We start from the raw sequence: 14,767 nt of genomic DNA, 5'->3' as shown, positions 1-14,767 counted from the left end.
CGGCCGGGCCTGTCCCGGTCGCATACAGTTGTGTCATGCCTGCGAAATCTGAAACCGCCGAGATCGACGACGTCGAGCCCCTGGCCGACAGCACGGCCAGCCAGGCCCGCCGGGTCGTGGCGACCTACGCCACCGACGCCGACGAGTGCCGGATGTTCCTGTCCATGCTCGGCATTGGGCCTTCGAAAACCGAGGCGTAGGTGAGCCCGGAAGGTGGCCGCAAGGCCGCCTCCGGTAGCTCCGACTTCGTCGTGGTGGCCAATCGGCTGCCCATCGACATGGAGCGGTTGCCGGACGGCAGCACGACATGGAAACGCAGTCCCGGCGGACTGGTGACGGCGCTGGAACCGCTGCTGCGTAAACGCCGCGGCGCATGGATCGGCTGGGCCGGCATCCCCGACAGTGGCGACGAGCCGATCGTCGAGGAAGACCTGCAGCTCTTCCCGGTGGAATTGTCTGCCCAAGATGTTGCGGACTACTACGAAGGGTTCTCGAACGCCACGCTGTGGCCGCTGTATCACGACCTCATCGTCAAACCCGTGTACCACCGCAAGTGGTGGGACGCCTACGTCGAGGTGAACCGGCGTTTTGCCGAGGCGACGGCCCGCGCCGCCGCACCCGGTGCCACCGTCTGGATCCAGGACTATCAGCTGCAACTCGTCCCGAAGATGCTGCGGATGCTCCGCCCCGACCTCACCATCGGCTTCTTTCTGCACATCCCCTTCCCACCGGTCGAACTGTTCATGCAGATGCCATGGCGCAGCGAGATCGTCGAAGGCCTGCTTGGCGCCGACCTGGTCGGATTCCATCTGGCCGGCGGCGCGCAGAACTTCCTGGTCTTGGCGCGGCGCCTGATCGGGGCCAACACCTCACGCGCCTCGATCGGTGTGCGCTCACGCTTCGGCCAGATCTCCTACGGCTTCCGCACCGTCACGGTCGGAGCCTTCCCCATCTCCATCGACTCGGCAGATCTGGATGCCAGGGCGCGCAACCGCGCGATCCGGCAACGCGCCCGGCAGATCCGCGCCGAGCTCGGCAACCCCCGCAAGATCCTCCTCGGCGTCGACCGGCTCGACTACACCAAGGGCATCGATGTCCGGCTGCACGCGTTCTCCGAGCTGCTCGAAGAGCAGCGGGTCAAACGCGACGACACCGTCCTGGTCCAATTGGCCACACCCAGCCGCGAGCGTGTCGAGAGCTACAAGGCGATGCGCGAGGACATCGAGCGTCAGGTCGGGCACATCAACGGCGAGTTCGGCGAGGTCGGGCATCCCGTCGTGCACTACGTGCACCGCCCGGTGCCGCGCGACGAGCTCATCGCGTTCTTCGTCGCCGCCGACGTCATGCTGGTCACGCCGCTACGCGACGGGATGAACCTGGTGGCCAAGGAGTACGTGGCCTGCCGCAGTGACCTCGGCGGGGCGTTGGTGCTGTCCGAGTTCACCGGTGCGGCCGCCGAGCTGCGTCAGGCCTATCTCATCAACCCCCACCATCTGGAGGGCGTCAAAGACGCCATGGAGGCTGCGCTGGAGCAGAGCCCCGAAGAGGGCAAGCGGCGCATGCGCGCCCTGCGCCGGCAGGTATTGGCCCACGACGTCGACCGGTGGGCCCGCGCTTTCCTCGAGGCGTTGGGAAACGCGAACCCAGCGTGAGCGCTGGGCCGCGTCAGATCGGATTGATCGCGTTGATCAGCCAGTTGCCGTCCACCTTGCGGTAGTCGACCTTCAGTCGGCTGCCGTCGTACAACGGTTGGCGGGACTTGTCGGTCACCGTGCGGTTCATGTACACCAGCACCGATCCCGACTCACGTTGGGCGGTCATCACCCCGACGCCCACGATGCTGATCTGCACCACGAGCTGACGCTTGCGTGCCTCAGGGATCACCTTGGCGGTGGCATCCTCTTCGAACTTCTGCCGGAAGCCCGGGGCGAGCAGCGGATAGGTCTCCGTCAAGCTGCGCTCGACGGTCTGATAGTCGTAGCCGAACACCTTGGGAATCTGATCGGTCGCCAGGGTAGGCAGTTCGGCCCGGGTTACCGCCTGGGCGCGTTGCATCACCCGGTTCCAGTACAGCGAGCCGCCGACCCCCGCCGCTGCCACGAATGCCACGGTCAACAGGCCGATCAGCAAGGCAGTGAGTTTAGAGCGCATCAGTTTCCACCGTCGGGGTACTTGAGGTCGTATCCGGTCATGTGCCCGTTGTCGTCCTCGTGCACGATCACGCGCAACCGGTACGGCCGGGTCGGCGAATTGACCCCGTCCATGTCGGCGACCGTCACCCGCACCGCCACCAGCACCGAGGCGTTTCCGGCGATCTCGTCCACCTTCTCCAACGCAGCGCCGTTCACCACGGCCTCCGAGCTGGCATTGGTGTCGCGGAACAGTGCCTTGAGATTGTCGGCGTTGTTGCCCTGGCTCATCATGTCGCGCAACGGGCCGCTGGTCCCGTCGATGAAGCGATTGACGCTCTCATCGACGGTGTCCTGCGTGTAGCTGAACATGTTGATCACGGTCTGCTTGCCCGTGTCGACGAAGCGCTCATTGCGGGATTGCTCGGCGTCGACGTTGCGCTGCTGGTCGCGCATGACGTAAACCAGCGCGCCCAGCGCCGCGGTCGCCACGGCCAGCACCAGGACCGTCACCAGCGCCACCAGCCGGCTGTGGGCACGACGCCGCGGCGGCGGCTTGAGCGGCGTCAGCTTCGGCGCCCTGGCCTCCGTGGTGGCCGCAGCGTCAGCCACAACACTGGTGGTGGTCACCTCTGCGACGACGCCGGCACCGGTAGGGCCGGCCGCCCTGGACGCGCGCCTACGCGCCGGCCTCTGGTTCGAGGCCGTTTCTTCCGTCATCAAGCCTGCCTTGGATCCAACATCAGATCTACCCAGGTCTCCGCGGGTCGCAGATTCTCAGCACCGGCCGCATAGACACCGGTGCCTCCGTCGGCGTCAGCGAAGACCCCACTGTGCTGATCGTAGGTGCCCGTCATGGGTGCGCTGGCCACAGGTGGTGCCTCCGCAGGCAACGGCGCCTCCGGAGCCGGAGCCGGTGCCGGTTCGGGTGCACCCGGGGGTGTCCGACCGTAGGGCGGCACGATCTGGTCCGGCGGCGCGAAGTACGGCCACGGCGGGGGTTGGGGGCCCGGCTTGTTCGGCGGAACCGGCAGCGGGAACGGCGCATGCGGCGCGGGGCCGGGGCCCGGCTCGACCCCGGGCGGCAGTTGCACCACCGGCGGGCCCGGATCCGGATCGACCTGCGGGGGGATGTTCGGGAACTTGTTGGGCGGCAGGATGTTACGGCCGTCCTCGATCGGAGTGCCGTACGGCACCGGCGGACCGCGCCACGGGTTGGAGCCCACCGGGATGTAACCGTTGGGGTCCCGGCACAGCTGGATCGTGGGGGCCCGCTTGCCCGGGAATTCCTGGCACGGGTAGTTGCGCGCGCCGCGCACCACCGACGGATCGTTCTGCGCGGTCTTGCAGTACAGATCGGTCGGCAGATCCCGCAGGGTCAGATCGGCCGGGGACCGGATCTGGGTCGGCGGCAGGAAGCCGGTCATGCAGGGCGGCGGGTCACCCAGGTCGACCTTGAAGTCGAGCTTGCCGCCCTCGTCCGCGGGCACGCCGCCGGCCACCGTGTTCAGCGCGGCTATGAGAGCGGGGAAGATCACCAGCGCCTGCTCGAGCGACTTGCTGTAGATCACGCCGATGCGGCCGAAGTTGGCCAGGTTGGCGGCCAGCACCGGGAACGTCGGCCGGATACCGCTGAACGCCGTGTTGGCCGCCTCGGTGGTGCCGGGAACGGTCTTGAGCGTGGTCCGCAGTTGTGGGTCGGCCTTGTTCACCTCGCCGGTGAACCGGGCCAGGCCGTCGGCCAGCGAGCGAATGCTGTCGCCGCTGCGCATCTGCGCCTCCAGGAACGGCCCGGCCTGGTCGATCAGCTGGGTGGTCTCCCCCGCGTTGGCATCGGCCTCGTCGATCAGCAGGCGCGACGACTCGATGAGCCGGGCCAATTCCGGCCCGGATCCGTTGAACGCCTTGAACGTCTCACGGAGCAGATCCTGCAGCCGGCTGTTCCCGATGCTGCTGACCAGGGTGTCGGCCTCGTGCAGCATGCCGGCGATGTCCTGGCCGACGCGGGTGTTCTGCTGATCGATGGTCGCGCCGTTGCGCAACTTGTCGGTAGAAGGGGACTCCGGCGGAATCAGGTCGATGTACTGCTCACCGACGGCCGAGACACTCTTGACCGTCGCGGTGACGTTCTGCGGAATCGCCGTGCTGCTGTTCAGCTGCATTCTGGCGACCACCCCGTCGGGCGCCAGACCTACCGAATCCACCCGGCCGACCGTCACACCGCGGTAGGTGACGTTGGCGTTCTGGTAGATCCCGCCGCCGGTCACGAAGTTGGCGTTGACGTGGTACGTGCCGATGCCCACGGCAGCAGGCAGATGTAGATAGAACAGCGAAATCGCACCGACGGTCAGAACGGTGACGATCCCGAAGATCATCAACTGCATACGGGTAAGCCGGTCGATCATTACGGCTTCTCCTCATGCTGGGTGGCGGTTCCGGCAGGAATCTGGAACGGGTCGGCGGCCTGGCCGGACAGGTTCGCCATCGACCCGGTCAGCCAGTCCGGCGGATTGATGACCTCACTGAGGTGCTTCATGTTCGGGTCGAACCCGCCCGTGGTGAAGATCGACTCACCGAACCGGCGCAACGTCAGGTCGAAGGTGACGAACACATTCAGGTAGTCACCACGAACCGCGTTGCGCAGGTACTTGTAGTGGAACGGGAACGTGGGCAGGAACTCCAGAACCTTGATGAAGTCGTCGGCGTTGTCGTTGAGCTCCTTGATCGACGGGTACAGATCCTTGAGGTCGGCCGCGAAATCGTCCTTCGTCTCGGACAGGATCCGCGAACCCACCTCGGCGAAGCCACGCAGCGCGGTGAACGCCTCGACAATGTTCGATCGGTTCTCGTTGAGCACCTTCAGCGCCCCGGGCAGAGTGACGAGCGTGCGGCCCAGGTTGTCCTTGCTGCGGGCCAGGATCGACGCGAAGCGGTTCAGGCCGTCGGCCGCGGCGATGATGTCGTTGGTCTGCTGGTCCAACGACGCGGTCAGCTCGGCCAGGCGCGGTATCAGCTCGGCAAAGCTGCCGGCCCGTCCGGCCACCGCCCCGTACGCCTCATCGGTGATGTCCTGCAGCGCACCGAGATTGCCCTTGTTCACCACCATGCCCAACGAGGACAACACTTCCTCGGTGGTCGGGTAGCGGCTGATCTTCGACAGCCTGAGGCTGGCCCCCTCGCGCAACTGCCCCTGTGGCGACTCGTCGACCGGCTCGGATAACTGGACGTGCTGCGAGCCGAGAAGAGACGTCTGGGCAACGCGCGCAACGGCATTCGCCGGGAGCTTGACGTCACCGTCCAGCGACAGCTGCACCGCCGCGTAGAAGGTTCCGTCCGGGCGCTGCATGGCGTCCAGACCGGACACACTGCCCACCGTGACGTCGTCGACCATCACCGGCGAGTTCTGCGGCAGGGTCGCCACATCGGGCAACTCAACCGTCACCGTGTAGGACCCCTTGCCATGCCCGGCGGTGCCCGGCATGTTGAGCGAGTTGAGTCCGCCGAACTGGCAGCCGGCCAGCAGCATCGCGCCACTGCCGATCGCCAACGTGCGTCCGCCGATCCGGGATGCCTTACCCCTCAATGCTTTACCCCTCATCATCCGCCGGCACCAGCCTCAGCAGGAGCGGGCGCGGCAGGTGCGGCCACAGGCCCGGGCGCGGGACCGGCTCCTGTTCCAGGTGCCGGTGCGGGTGCATCCGGCGGCAGGATCAGCGAGCTCAGCGTCGCGTCGTGCGGGATCTGCGGCGGCGTCACACCAGGGTTGTTCTGCCACTGCAGGTACGGCACCGGGGTCTCCGACTTGGCTTCGGTTTCCGGGGTGTCATAGATGATCTGCCCCTTGTAGGCCGTGATGCTGTTGATCGGGTGGAACAGCACGGGGGGGTAGTTCATCGTGATCCGGCGCAGCACCGGACCCATGCGCTGCCGGCAGATCTCGGCGCGCTTGTAGTTGTCCGGGTTGGCGCCGATGTCGAACGTGCCACCGCAGATGAACTGCGTCGGGTTGGCGAAGTTGGGCAGCGACAGCAGACCACCGACGGTGCCCTGGGCCGGGTTGTAGATGTTGTAGAAGTTCGCCAGGCCGTTGGGCGTGACGTGCAGGATCTGCTCGATGTCGTCGCTGTGATCGGTGAGGATCTGAGTGAAGTCCGCGAGCTTGCCGACCTGGGCGATCAACGCGTCATTGTTCTCGTTCAAGAATCCGCGCACGTCGCCCAGGGCCTGGTTCAACGTGGCCAGGGTCTGATCGAGCCCGCTGGAACTGTCAGCCAGCACCTGCGAGACGGACGACACGTGATTGGTGAACTGCACGATCTGCTCGTTGCTGTTGGCCAGCGCGTTGACGAGGACCTGCAGGTTCTTCACAGTGCCGAACAGATCAGTGCGCGAATCGCCCAACCGGCCCGCGGTCTGGGACAACTCACGCAGCGCGTTGCGGAACGAGTCGCCGTTGCCGTCGAACGTGGTGGCAGCCTGGTCGACGAAGGCCGCGATCGGGCCCTGGACCGAGCCGGCCTGCGGCCCGAGCTGCGAACTGAGCTGGGTCAGTTGCTCTTTGACCTCGTCCCACTCGACGGGGACGCCGGTGCGGTCCAGGCCGATCGACGCGCCGTCAGCCATCACATCGCCTTCGGTGTAGGCCGGGGTCAACTGAATGAACCTGGCCGACACCAGATTCGGCGAGAGGATCAACGCCTTGGCGTTGGCAGGCACCTTGATGCCGCGGTCCAGCGTCATCTCGATCTTGACGTCCGAGGGCCTGGGCTCGATCGAGTCGATCGTGCCCACCGGCACACCGACGATCCGCACCTCGTCGCCGGGGTACAGCCCGACCGCGTTGGTGAAGTACGCCGTGAGCTTGGGGCCGGTCCGCGACGGCCACACCTGGTACACGCCGACGGCCAGGACCGCCAGCAGTAATGCCGCCAGCCCGATCCGCAGCCACCGGTTGCGACCGGACACTGAACTCTCTTGTGTCATGGCGATTTCGGCCTAACGATCGTGCGTTCGGAGATGTAGCCACGCAGCATGTCGGCGAGGCTGTCAGGCAGCTTCCCCGGCTGGAAGTAGGTATCGAGCAGCACCTCGGACATCGATGCCGGCGGCAGGCCGTAGAGGTTGATGTTGAAGCCCGGACCGTTGCCGACCACCTCGGCGAGCGTGGTCGCGTACGGCGGCAGGCGGCGCAGCGCCTCGCCGATGTGCTCTTTGCGCTCCAGCAGGTTGTCCATCACCAGGTTGAGCTTCTCGAGCGCCGGCTTGAACTCCTTGCGGTTGTCTGCGACGAATCCCGAAAGCTGTTTGGACACATCATCGATACCGGCGATTAGGTTGCTCAGCGCCTGCCTGCGCTCGTCGAGCGCGGCGAACAGCTGGTTGCCGTCCGTGACCAGCTGATTAACCTGGCCGGCACGTGCCGCCAGCAGATCCGACACCCGCTTGGCGTGCGCCAGCAGTCCCTCGAGGGCCTCGTCGCGCTTGTTGATGCTGCGCGACAGGTTGGCCACACCGTCGAGGGCACCCCGCAACTGCGGTGTCGCATCGCGGAGCGTGTCGGTCAGCGTCTGAAGGGCCTGCTCGAACTTCGGCTTGTCCAGTTCGGCGACGTTCTGGCCGAGATCCTGCAGCGCTGTGTTGAGCGTGTAGGGAGTCGTGGTGCGCCCCAACGGGATCACCGTCGCAGTCCCGCTGCCCTTCGGCGTCACCGACAGCGACTTCTGCCCGAGCACGGTCTCGGTCTTGATCGCGACCAGCGACTGATCGCCGATCTTGATGTTGCGGTCCACGGTGAAGTTGACCTTGGCGGTGTCGCCGGCCAGCGACACCTCGGTGACCTTGCCGACCGCGATGCCGGAGACGTTGACGTCATTGCCCGGATCGATTCCGCCGGCGTCGCTGAAGTACGCCTCGTACTGCTTGCCCTGCGGGAAGAACGGCAGCCCGGTGTAGCCGAAGGACACCAGCACCAGGCACCCCACCACAAAGATGCCGAGGATCCCGGTGCGCAGTGTTGTGTCGCGGTCGAGCCTAGCCATTCTCTGAACACCTCCCCTTGGACGGGTCCGGCGGGCCGCCGAACGGAATCAGAATGTCGCTGCCGGCCGGACCGTTGACCTTCATCCGGATCGAGCAGTAGTAGATGTTGAAGAACGAGCCGTAGGCGCCGAGTGCATTGAGCCGCAAGTAGTTCTCGGCCAGCGGTTCGATGACCTTGTTGACGTCGGCCTTGCGTTCGTCCAGCCGCTGGGCCAGCGGACGCGTGTTCTCGATGACGGCCTGCAGCGGGCGCCGCGACTTGTCCAGCATGTCGGTCAGGTCGTTCTCCGCCGAGGCCAGCGGCGCGATTGCGCCGGCGATCGGGTCGCGCCCCTCGGCCAGACCGGAGATCAGCTTCTGCAACTCGTCGACGCTCGAGTCGAACTGCGCGCCCTTCTCGTCGACCGTGCCCAGCACCGTGTTGAGGTTGGTGATCACGTCGCCGATCAGCTGATCGCGCGCGGCCAGATTCTGGGTGAACGCACTCGTGCTGGTCAACATGTTCGCCAACGCGCCGCCCTGGCCCTGCAGCATCTCGATCACCGCGTTCGAGATCTCGTTGACCTTGTCGCCGTCGAGGCCCTTCATCACCGGGCGCAATCCGCCCAACAGCGCGTCGAGATCCAGTGCCGGCTGGGTGTTCTGCTGCGGGATCGTTCCGCCGGGGGCAAGCCTGCGCAGCTCGCCGGTGCCCGAGGTGATCTCCAGATACCGGTCACCGACCAGGTTTTCGTAGCGCACCTTGGCCTGGCTGGACGTGTAGAGCTGGTAGCGCTTGTTGACGTCGAACGCCACGTCGACGGTGTTGTCCGGATTGAGTTTCACCGCGTTGACGGTGCCGACCGGAACACCCGCGATGCGGACATCCTGACCGGCCTTGAGCCGCGAAGCCTGGCTGAAGGTGGCGTGGTAGCTGTTCTCGGAGGCGAACCGGAATTCGCCGAACACCACGACCAGCATGGCCGCCACCAACAGCATCGCGATGGTGAAGATGCTGACCTTGAGCATGGTCCGGTCTGGACGCGCACCGCTCATCAGAAGCGATCCCTTTCCGCGAACGCGCCATTGAACAGGAACTGCAGCGTCGCCGGGGCGTCGAACTGCACCTCGGTGTTCGGCTGGAACGGCACGTAGGCGTTGTCGGTCACCAGGAACGGCGAGTGGAACCAGCTTCCGCCGAACTGCTTGGACGGGATGTCCGGCAGGCCACGGCAATTGGGGCCGCCCGAGGCGTTCACGATCGGCAGGCTCTCCGGATAGGTGTAGGCCGGGGAGCCGGGCAGGAAGTTCGACGACACGAACAGACCGGGACGGATACCGCCGATGATCGGCGCGAACCGGTCCACGGCATTCGAGGTGCCCTTGAGGATGCAACCGAACTCGGGCGAGTACTCGCCGGCCACCTTCAACGGGGCCCGCAGCCGTTGAATGGCGGCGATGTAGTCGTCGGCGGCCGGCTGCAGGGTCGCGGTGCCGTTGTTGGCCAGACCGGTGGCCGCCAGGAGCGTGGCGTTGAGGTTGGCCTTCTCGTCGACGATGGTCTTGTTCAGGGCAGGCACGTTGTCGACCACCCGGGCCAGGTCCGGCCCGGCGTCACCGTAGATGTTGGCCACCACAGCGGCTTGCGCGAAGTCCTCGCGCAGCGTCGGCAATTTCGGATTGATCTGAGCCAGGTAGCCGTTGAGTCCGGCAAGGGATGCACCGAGGTCGTCCCCGTGGCCGCGCAGACCTTCACCGAGCGCGGTCAGGGTGGCGTTCAGGCTGACCGGGTCGATCTTGTTGAGCACGTCAGACAGCGTCTGGAACAGCGTGTTGACTTCGAGCTGTACATCCTTGGCGGCCACGGTGCTCCCCGGGCGCAACGACGTCGCCTGCGGCTGGTCCGGCGCCAGGAACTCCACCGACTTCGCGCCGAAGATCGTGTTGCCCGCGATCCGCACGGTGGCGTTGGACGGGATGTAGCGCATCTCGCCGCGCTTGATGGACAGCGTCAGCTTCGCCTCGTTGCCGGCGTACGCGATGTCGGTGACCTTGCCGATCTGAATGCCGCGGTACTTCACCTTGGCGTCTTTTTCCATCACCAGGCCGGCGCGCGGCGCGGTCAGGCTGACGGTGTCGGTCGGCGTGAAGGCGGCTGTGTAGGACAGGTAGGTGAACACCACTGCGGCGGCCACGATCGCCGCCAGGATCGCGGCGGCGATCCTGACATGACGGCGGTGCTTGGACGGTTCGTCTGCCATAGAGATTCCTGCCACCTACCCGGAAAGGTTGAAGTTGCCGGACGCGCCGTAGACGGCCAGGGAGATGAACAGCGTGATGGTGACGACGACGATCAGCGAGGTGCGCACGGCCTGACCGACTGCCACACCCACGCCGACCGGCCCGCCGGAGGCGTTGTAGCCGTAGTAGGTGTGCACCAGCATCACCGCGATCGCCATCACGATTGCCTGAAGGAACGACCACAGCAGGTCGCTGGGTATCAGGAAGGTGTTGAAGTAGTGGTCGTACAGGCCGGCGGACTGACCGTTGATGAACACCGTGGTGAACCTCGCGGCGAAGAACGCGGCCAGCACCGACAGCGAGTACAGCGGCACGATCGCGATGAGTCCGGCCAAAAGCCGGGTGGACACCAGGTACGACACCGCATGGACGGCCATCGCTTCGACGGCATCGATCTCCTCGGCCACCCGCATCGCGCCCAGCTGGGCGGTAGCGCCGGCGCCGATCGTGGCGGCCAGGGCGATACCGGCGATCACCGGTGCCACGATGCGCACGTTGAGGAAGGCCGACAGGAAGCCGGTCAGGGCCTCGATGCCGATGTTGCCAAGCGACGAATAACCCTGCACCGCAATGACACCGCCGGAAGCCAGGGTGAGGAACGCCGCGACGCCGACGGTGCCGCCGATCATCACCAGGGCGCCCGCGCCCATCGTCATCTCGGCTACCAGCCGGATGGTCTCCTTGCGGTAGCGATTGATCGCGTTCGGCAGGTACCGCATGGTCTCGCCGTAGAACAGGGCCTGCTCGCCGACGTTGTCGACGGCTTTGGGCACGCCGCGGAACAGCCGGCGGAAGCGAAGTGTGGCGTCATAGCTCATCGAACAAGCACCCGGACCCCGATGGCCGTCATGATCACGTTGATCACGAACAGGCAGATGAAGGCGTAGACCACCGTCTCGTTCACAGCGTTACCGACACCCTTCGGGCCTCCCTTTACGGTCAAGCCGCGGTAGCACCCGACCAGGCCGGCTACCACGCCGAACAGCAGTGCCTTGATCTCGGCCAGCACCAGCTCGCCGAGCCCGGTCAGCACTGTCAGGCCGTTGATGAAGGAACCCGGGTTCACGCCCTGCAGGAACACGGAGAAGACATAGCCACCGGCCAGGCCGATCGCGCAGACCAGGCCGTTGAGCAGCAGCGCCACGAACGTCGAGGCCAGCACGCGGGGCACGACCAGGCGTTGGATCGGATCGATGCCCAGCACCCGCATGGCGTCGATCTCTTCGCGGATGGTGCGGGCACCGAGGTCGGCGCAGATCGCCGTGGCGCCCGCGCCGGCCACCACCAGCACGGTCACCACCGGGCCGAGCTGGGTGATGGTGCCGAACGCGGTGCCTGCGCCGGACAGGTCGGCGGCACCGATCTCACGAAGGAGGATGTTGAGCGTAAATGCGACCAAGACCGTGAACGGGATGGCGACCAACAACGTCGGTACCAAGGAGACCCGCGCGATCATCCACGTCTGATCCAGGAACTCTTTGAACTGGAACGGTCGACGGAACATCTTGGCGAAGGTGTCCAAGGACATCTCGACAAAGCCGCCCACGGCCCGGGCCGGAACCGCAAGCTGTTCGATCAACCTGGGCTCCGTTCTCGGGGTACTCGGGTGGGGGAAATTCCGCGGAAACTCGTTTTAGCGAAATTCTGACGGCCACATGACGTGGCCGCTCTCCCACCCCTTGGTCTTACGGTGCTCTTAGTGAGCCGGATCATATTAACTAGAACACGTTCGCACTGTCAAAGAAATGAAAATTCTCATGTCGAACGCCGTTTTTGCAGCTCAGGGCGCACCGACCGAACCCTCGAGTTGGAACACGTTCTACTTCTATCGAGCACGGTCAACGAGACCGTCAGTCTCGTGAATCCATCAGCTCGGTCGCCGAGAATCCACGCCCGAAGTAACGACCAGCAAAGTAATCGTGCAGTGTCCCGCTGAGGTCTGCCGGGTTCCACGCATCGGAGTCCGCAGTGAAATGCTTCTCCGCTGTAGGGGGCGCGACCAACGTGACAGTTGGACCATAGACGATGAACAGCTGAGCGTTGACGGCTTCGGACGCAGGCGAGGCCAGGAATCGGACGAGAGTGACGACGTGCTCAGTCGACAGCGGGTCGACCGGACCTTCGGCCCCTTCGGGCGCATCGCCGAACACGCCCGCCGTCATCGCGGTGCGGGCCCGCGGCGCGATCGCGTTGGCCCGCACACCGAAGCGTTCCAGGGCGCGGGCCGCCGACACCGTGAGTGCCGTGATGCCGGCCTTGGCCGCCCCGTAGTTGGGCTGACCCACCGGGCCCGACAGCCCGGCCTCCGACGAGGTGTTGATGATCCGGCCGTAGACGGTGCCATCGCCCGCCTTGGCCTTCGCACGCCAGTAGGTCGCGGCATTGCGGGTCAACAGGAAGTGGCCCCGCAGGTGCACGGCGATGACCGCATCCCACTCCTCGTCGCTCATGTTGAAGAGGATGCGGTCACGGGTGATGCCGGCGTTGTTGACGACGATGTCCAGGCCGCCCAGACCGTCCGCGGTGGAAACCAGCTCGTCGGCCGTCGATCGCTGGCTGATGTCCCCGGCCACCGCGACACCCTTGGAACCGGCTGCCGCGATCTCGTCGAAGACGTCCGATGCGTCCAGCGCGCCGGCCATGTCGTTGACCACCACGGTCGCCCCGGCCTTGGCCAGGCCGATGGCCTCGGCGCGGCCCAGGCCCGCCGCCGCGCCAGTGACAACGGCGACTTTTCCGGACAGATCGATCTGAGCGTCGTCAGTCATGGTTTATGAATACCTCTAGTCTTTTCGGATCAGGGCTGCGCGGGGGCATTCGGCGATGGACTGCTCGGCCAGGTCCTCCTGGCCGGCAGGCACCGGATCGGACTTGACCACGGCATAGTCGTCGTCATCAAGATCGAACAGATCAGGGGCAATACCCACGCACACCGCATTGCCTTCACAGCGATCACGGTCCACTTCAACTCGCATGGCGACCTCCTCAACACGTGTACGCACACGGGGCTGCGTGCGCGCAGCCACAGAATACGACCCCACCTGACCGATACCAGTGCAACACCGGCCTGGATCCTAAGACTAGAACGTGTTACAACCAGGTGAGAACTCAGGTCTTTCAAGCAGTGAGGATGCAGCGGAATGCGGATCGGTTACACCCCTGAGCAGGAGGAGCTGCGCCGCGAGTTGCGCGCATATTTCTCCAAGTTGATGACGCCAGAACGTGTCGAGGCACTCAACTCGTCCGAGGGCGAGATGGGACGAGGCAACGTCTACCGCGACACCGTCGCCCAGATGGGCAAGGACGGCTGGCTCACGCTGAGCTGGCCGAAGGAGTTCGGCGGCCACGCGCGCCCGCCGATGGACGGGCTGATCTTCACCGACGAGGCCGCGATCGCCGGCGCCCCGGTGCCGTTCCTGACGATCAACAGCGTCGCGCCCACGATCATGCACTTCGGCACCGAGGAGCAGAAGAAGTTCTTCCTGCCCAAGATCGCCGCGGGCGAGCTGCATTTCTCGATCGGCTACTCCGAGCCGGGCGCCGGCACCGATCTGGCCGCGCTGCGCACCACCGCGGTGCGCGACGGGGATGACTACGTGGTCAACGGCCAGAAGATGTGGACCTCACTGATCGCCTACGCCGACTACGTGTGGCTGGCCGTGCGCACCAACCCCGAAGCCAAGAAGCACCGCGGCATCTCGATGCTGATCATGCCGACCACCGCCGAGGGCTTCTCTTGGACACCGGTGCACACCATGTCCGGCGTGGACACCAGCGCCACCTATTACCAGGACGTGCGCATCCCGGCGACCAACCTGGTGGGCGAGGAGAACGCCGGCTGGAAGCTGGTGACCAATCAGCTCAACCACGAGCGCGTCGCACTCGTTTCGGCCCAGCCGATCTATGTGGCCCTCGACGGGGTCCGCGAGTGGGCGCAGAACACCAAGGACGTGCACGGCAAGCGGGTCATCGACTCCGAGTGGGTCCAGCTCAACCTGGCTCGGGTGCACGCCAAGGCCGAGGTGCTCAAGCTCATCAACTGGGAGCTGGCCTCCGCCGACGGCGCTCCGTCTCCGGCCGATGCGTCAGCGGCCAAGGTGTACGGAACCGAGCTCGCCACCGAGGCCTACCGCCTGCTGATGGAAGTGCTGGGCACCGCGGCGACGCTGCGTCCGGACAGCAAGGGCGCGCTGCTGCGTGGTCGTATCGAGCGGTTCCACCGCTCGGCGCTGATCCTGACCTTCGGCGGCGGCACCAACGAGATTCAGCGTGACATCATCGGCATGGTCGCGCTCGGCCTGCCCCGAGTGAACCGGTAA

Annotated in this window: 15 protein-coding genes; 3 read left to right on the top strand and 12 right to left on the bottom strand. The window is 65.7% G+C overall.

From position 1 onward, the window contains the following. Positions 1-35: 35 nt before the first annotated feature. Positions 36-200 carry a hypothetical protein gene (locus BKG60_RS31560; protein WP_097925806.1) on the top strand — a complete coding sequence of 55 codons (165 nt, stop codon included), beginning with the start codon at positions 36-38 and terminating at the stop codon, positions 198-200. Beyond that, positions 201-1,652 (top strand): alpha,alpha-trehalose-phosphate synthase (UDP-forming), encoded by a 1,452-nt coding sequence (locus BKG60_RS21315; protein WP_070185284.1) that lies wholly within the window; start codon positions 201-203, stop codon positions 1,650-1,652. It abuts the gene before it with no gap. Between the two features lie 13 nt (positions 1,653-1,665). Here BKG60_RS21315 and BKG60_RS21310 read toward each other — a convergent pair whose 3' ends face one another. From BKG60_RS21310 to BKG60_RS21255, 12 genes are all read right to left on the bottom strand, one after another. Further along, on the bottom strand, positions 1,666-2,151 hold the full coding sequence (locus BKG60_RS21310; protein WP_070185285.1) for a mammalian cell entry protein: 486 nt from the start codon (positions 2,149-2,151) through the stop codon (positions 1,666-1,668). Continuing rightward, positions 2,151-2,849, bottom strand: a complete 699-nt coding sequence (locus BKG60_RS21305; protein WP_070946213.1) for a mammalian cell entry protein — start codon at positions 2,847-2,849, stop codon at positions 2,151-2,153. The genes BKG60_RS21310 and BKG60_RS21305 overlap by 1 nt, the downstream gene beginning before the upstream one ends. Beyond that, positions 2,849-4,534, bottom strand: a complete 1,686-nt coding sequence (locus BKG60_RS21300; protein WP_070946212.1) for an MCE family protein — start codon at positions 4,532-4,534, stop codon at positions 2,849-2,851. Before BKG60_RS21300 ends, BKG60_RS21305 begins: the two co-directional genes overlap by 1 nt. Beyond that, entirely contained in the window at positions 4,534-5,730 is a 1,197-nt protein-coding gene (locus tag BKG60_RS21295) for an MCE family protein (protein WP_278185136.1), read from the bottom strand. Before BKG60_RS21295 ends, BKG60_RS21300 begins: the two co-directional genes overlap by 1 nt. Continuing rightward, positions 5,727-7,112: a virulence factor Mce family protein gene (locus tag BKG60_RS21290; protein ID WP_064848684.1), complete on the bottom strand. Its 1,386-nt coding sequence runs from the start codon at positions 7,110-7,112 to the stop codon at positions 5,727-5,729. Before BKG60_RS21290 ends, BKG60_RS21295 begins: the two co-directional genes overlap by 4 nt. Beyond that, positions 7,109-8,167: an MCE family protein gene (locus tag BKG60_RS21285; protein ID WP_064848685.1), complete on the bottom strand. Its 1,059-nt coding sequence runs from the start codon at positions 8,165-8,167 to the stop codon at positions 7,109-7,111. Before BKG60_RS21285 ends, BKG60_RS21290 begins: the two co-directional genes overlap by 4 nt. After that, positions 8,160-9,203, bottom strand: a complete 1,044-nt coding sequence (locus BKG60_RS21280; RefSeq protein WP_064848686.1) for an MCE family protein — start codon at positions 9,201-9,203, stop codon at positions 8,160-8,162. Before BKG60_RS21280 ends, BKG60_RS21285 begins: the two co-directional genes overlap by 8 nt. Then, complete coding sequence (locus BKG60_RS21275; protein ID WP_070946210.1) at positions 9,203-10,408, bottom strand: MCE family protein; 1,206 nt, start codon at positions 10,406-10,408, stop codon at positions 9,203-9,205. Before BKG60_RS21275 ends, BKG60_RS21280 begins: the two co-directional genes overlap by 1 nt. A 15-nt stretch (positions 10,409-10,423) precedes the next feature. Beyond that, on the bottom strand, positions 10,424-11,266 hold the full coding sequence (locus BKG60_RS21270; RefSeq protein WP_070946209.1) for an ABC transporter permease: 843 nt from the start codon (positions 11,264-11,266) through the stop codon (positions 10,424-10,426). Then, a complete protein-coding gene (locus tag BKG60_RS21265; RefSeq protein WP_003879810.1) occupies positions 11,263-12,027 on the bottom strand; it encodes an MlaE family ABC transporter permease in 765 nt (254 codons plus the stop codon). The genes BKG60_RS21270 and BKG60_RS21265 overlap by 4 nt, the downstream gene beginning before the upstream one ends. Before the next feature lie 271 nt (positions 12,028-12,298). Beyond that, complete coding sequence (locus BKG60_RS21260) at positions 12,299-13,216, bottom strand: 3-oxoacyl-ACP reductase (RefSeq protein ID WP_070946208.1); 918 nt, start codon at positions 13,214-13,216, stop codon at positions 12,299-12,301. 15 nt (positions 13,217-13,231) lie between these two features. Beyond that, positions 13,232-13,423, bottom strand: coding sequence for a ferredoxin (locus BKG60_RS21255; RefSeq protein WP_070185302.1), 192 nt, complete (start codon positions 13,421-13,423; stop codon positions 13,232-13,234). A gap of 165 nt (positions 13,424-13,588) precedes the next feature. Here BKG60_RS21255 and BKG60_RS21250 point away from each other — a divergent pair, with 165 nt between their 5' ends. After that, positions 13,589-14,767, top strand: a complete 1,179-nt coding sequence (locus tag BKG60_RS21250; RefSeq protein WP_070946207.1) for an acyl-CoA dehydrogenase family protein — start codon at positions 13,589-13,591, stop codon at positions 14,765-14,767.

The sequence above is a fragment of the Mycobacterium syngnathidarum genome (genome assembly GCF_001942625.1).
In the GTDB taxonomy this organism is placed as follows: domain Bacteria; phylum Actinomycetota; class Actinomycetes; order Mycobacteriales; family Mycobacteriaceae; genus Mycobacterium; species Mycobacterium syngnathidarum.
The sequence above is the reverse complement of the archived record's forward strand: the minus strand, read 5'-3'. Positions and strand labels throughout refer to the sequence as shown.

Coding starts and splice junctions, on each gene's coding strand:
- BKG60_RS31560 (WP_097925806.1), top strand. CDS start 36: ATGCCTGCGAAATCTGAAACCGCCGAGATCGACGACGTCGAGCCCCTG.
- BKG60_RS21310 (WP_070185285.1), bottom strand. CDS start 2,151: ATGCGCTCTAAACTCACTGCCTTGCTGATCGGCCTGTTGACCGTGGCA.
- BKG60_RS21305 (WP_070946213.1), bottom strand. CDS start 2,849: ATGACGGAAGAAACGGCCTCGAACCAGAGGCCGGCGCGTAGGCGCGCG.
- BKG60_RS21300 (WP_070946212.1), bottom strand. CDS start 4,534: ATGATCGACCGGCTTACCCGTATGCAGTTGATGATCTTCGGGATCGTC.
- BKG60_RS21295 (WP_278185136.1), bottom strand. CDS start 5,730: ATGATGAGGGGTAAAGCATTGAGGGGTAAGGCATCCCGGATCGGCGGA.
- BKG60_RS21290 (WP_064848684.1), bottom strand. CDS start 7,112: ATGACACAAGAGAGTTCAGTGTCCGGTCGCAACCGGTGGCTGCGGATC.
- BKG60_RS21285 (WP_064848685.1), bottom strand. CDS start 8,167: ATGGCTAGGCTCGACCGCGACACAACACTGCGCACCGGGATCCTCGGC.
- BKG60_RS21280 (WP_064848686.1), bottom strand. CDS start 9,203: ATGAGCGGTGCGCGTCCAGACCGGACCATGCTCAAGGTCAGCATCTTC.
- BKG60_RS21275 (WP_070946210.1), bottom strand. CDS start 10,408: ATGGCAGACGAACCGTCCAAGCACCGCCGTCATGTCAGGATCGCCGCC.
- BKG60_RS21270 (WP_070946209.1), bottom strand. CDS start 11,266: ATGAGCTATGACGCCACACTTCGCTTCCGCCGGCTGTTCCGCGGCGTG.
- BKG60_RS21260 (WP_070946208.1), bottom strand. CDS start 13,216: ATGACTGACGACGCTCAGATCGATCTGTCCGGAAAAGTCGCCGTTGTC.
- BKG60_RS21255 (WP_070185302.1), bottom strand. CDS start 13,423: ATGCGAGTTGAAGTGGACCGTGATCGCTGTGAAGGCAATGCGGTGTGC.
- BKG60_RS21250 (WP_070946207.1), top strand. CDS start 13,589: ATGCGGATCGGTTACACCCCTGAGCAGGAGGAGCTGCGCCGCGAGTTG.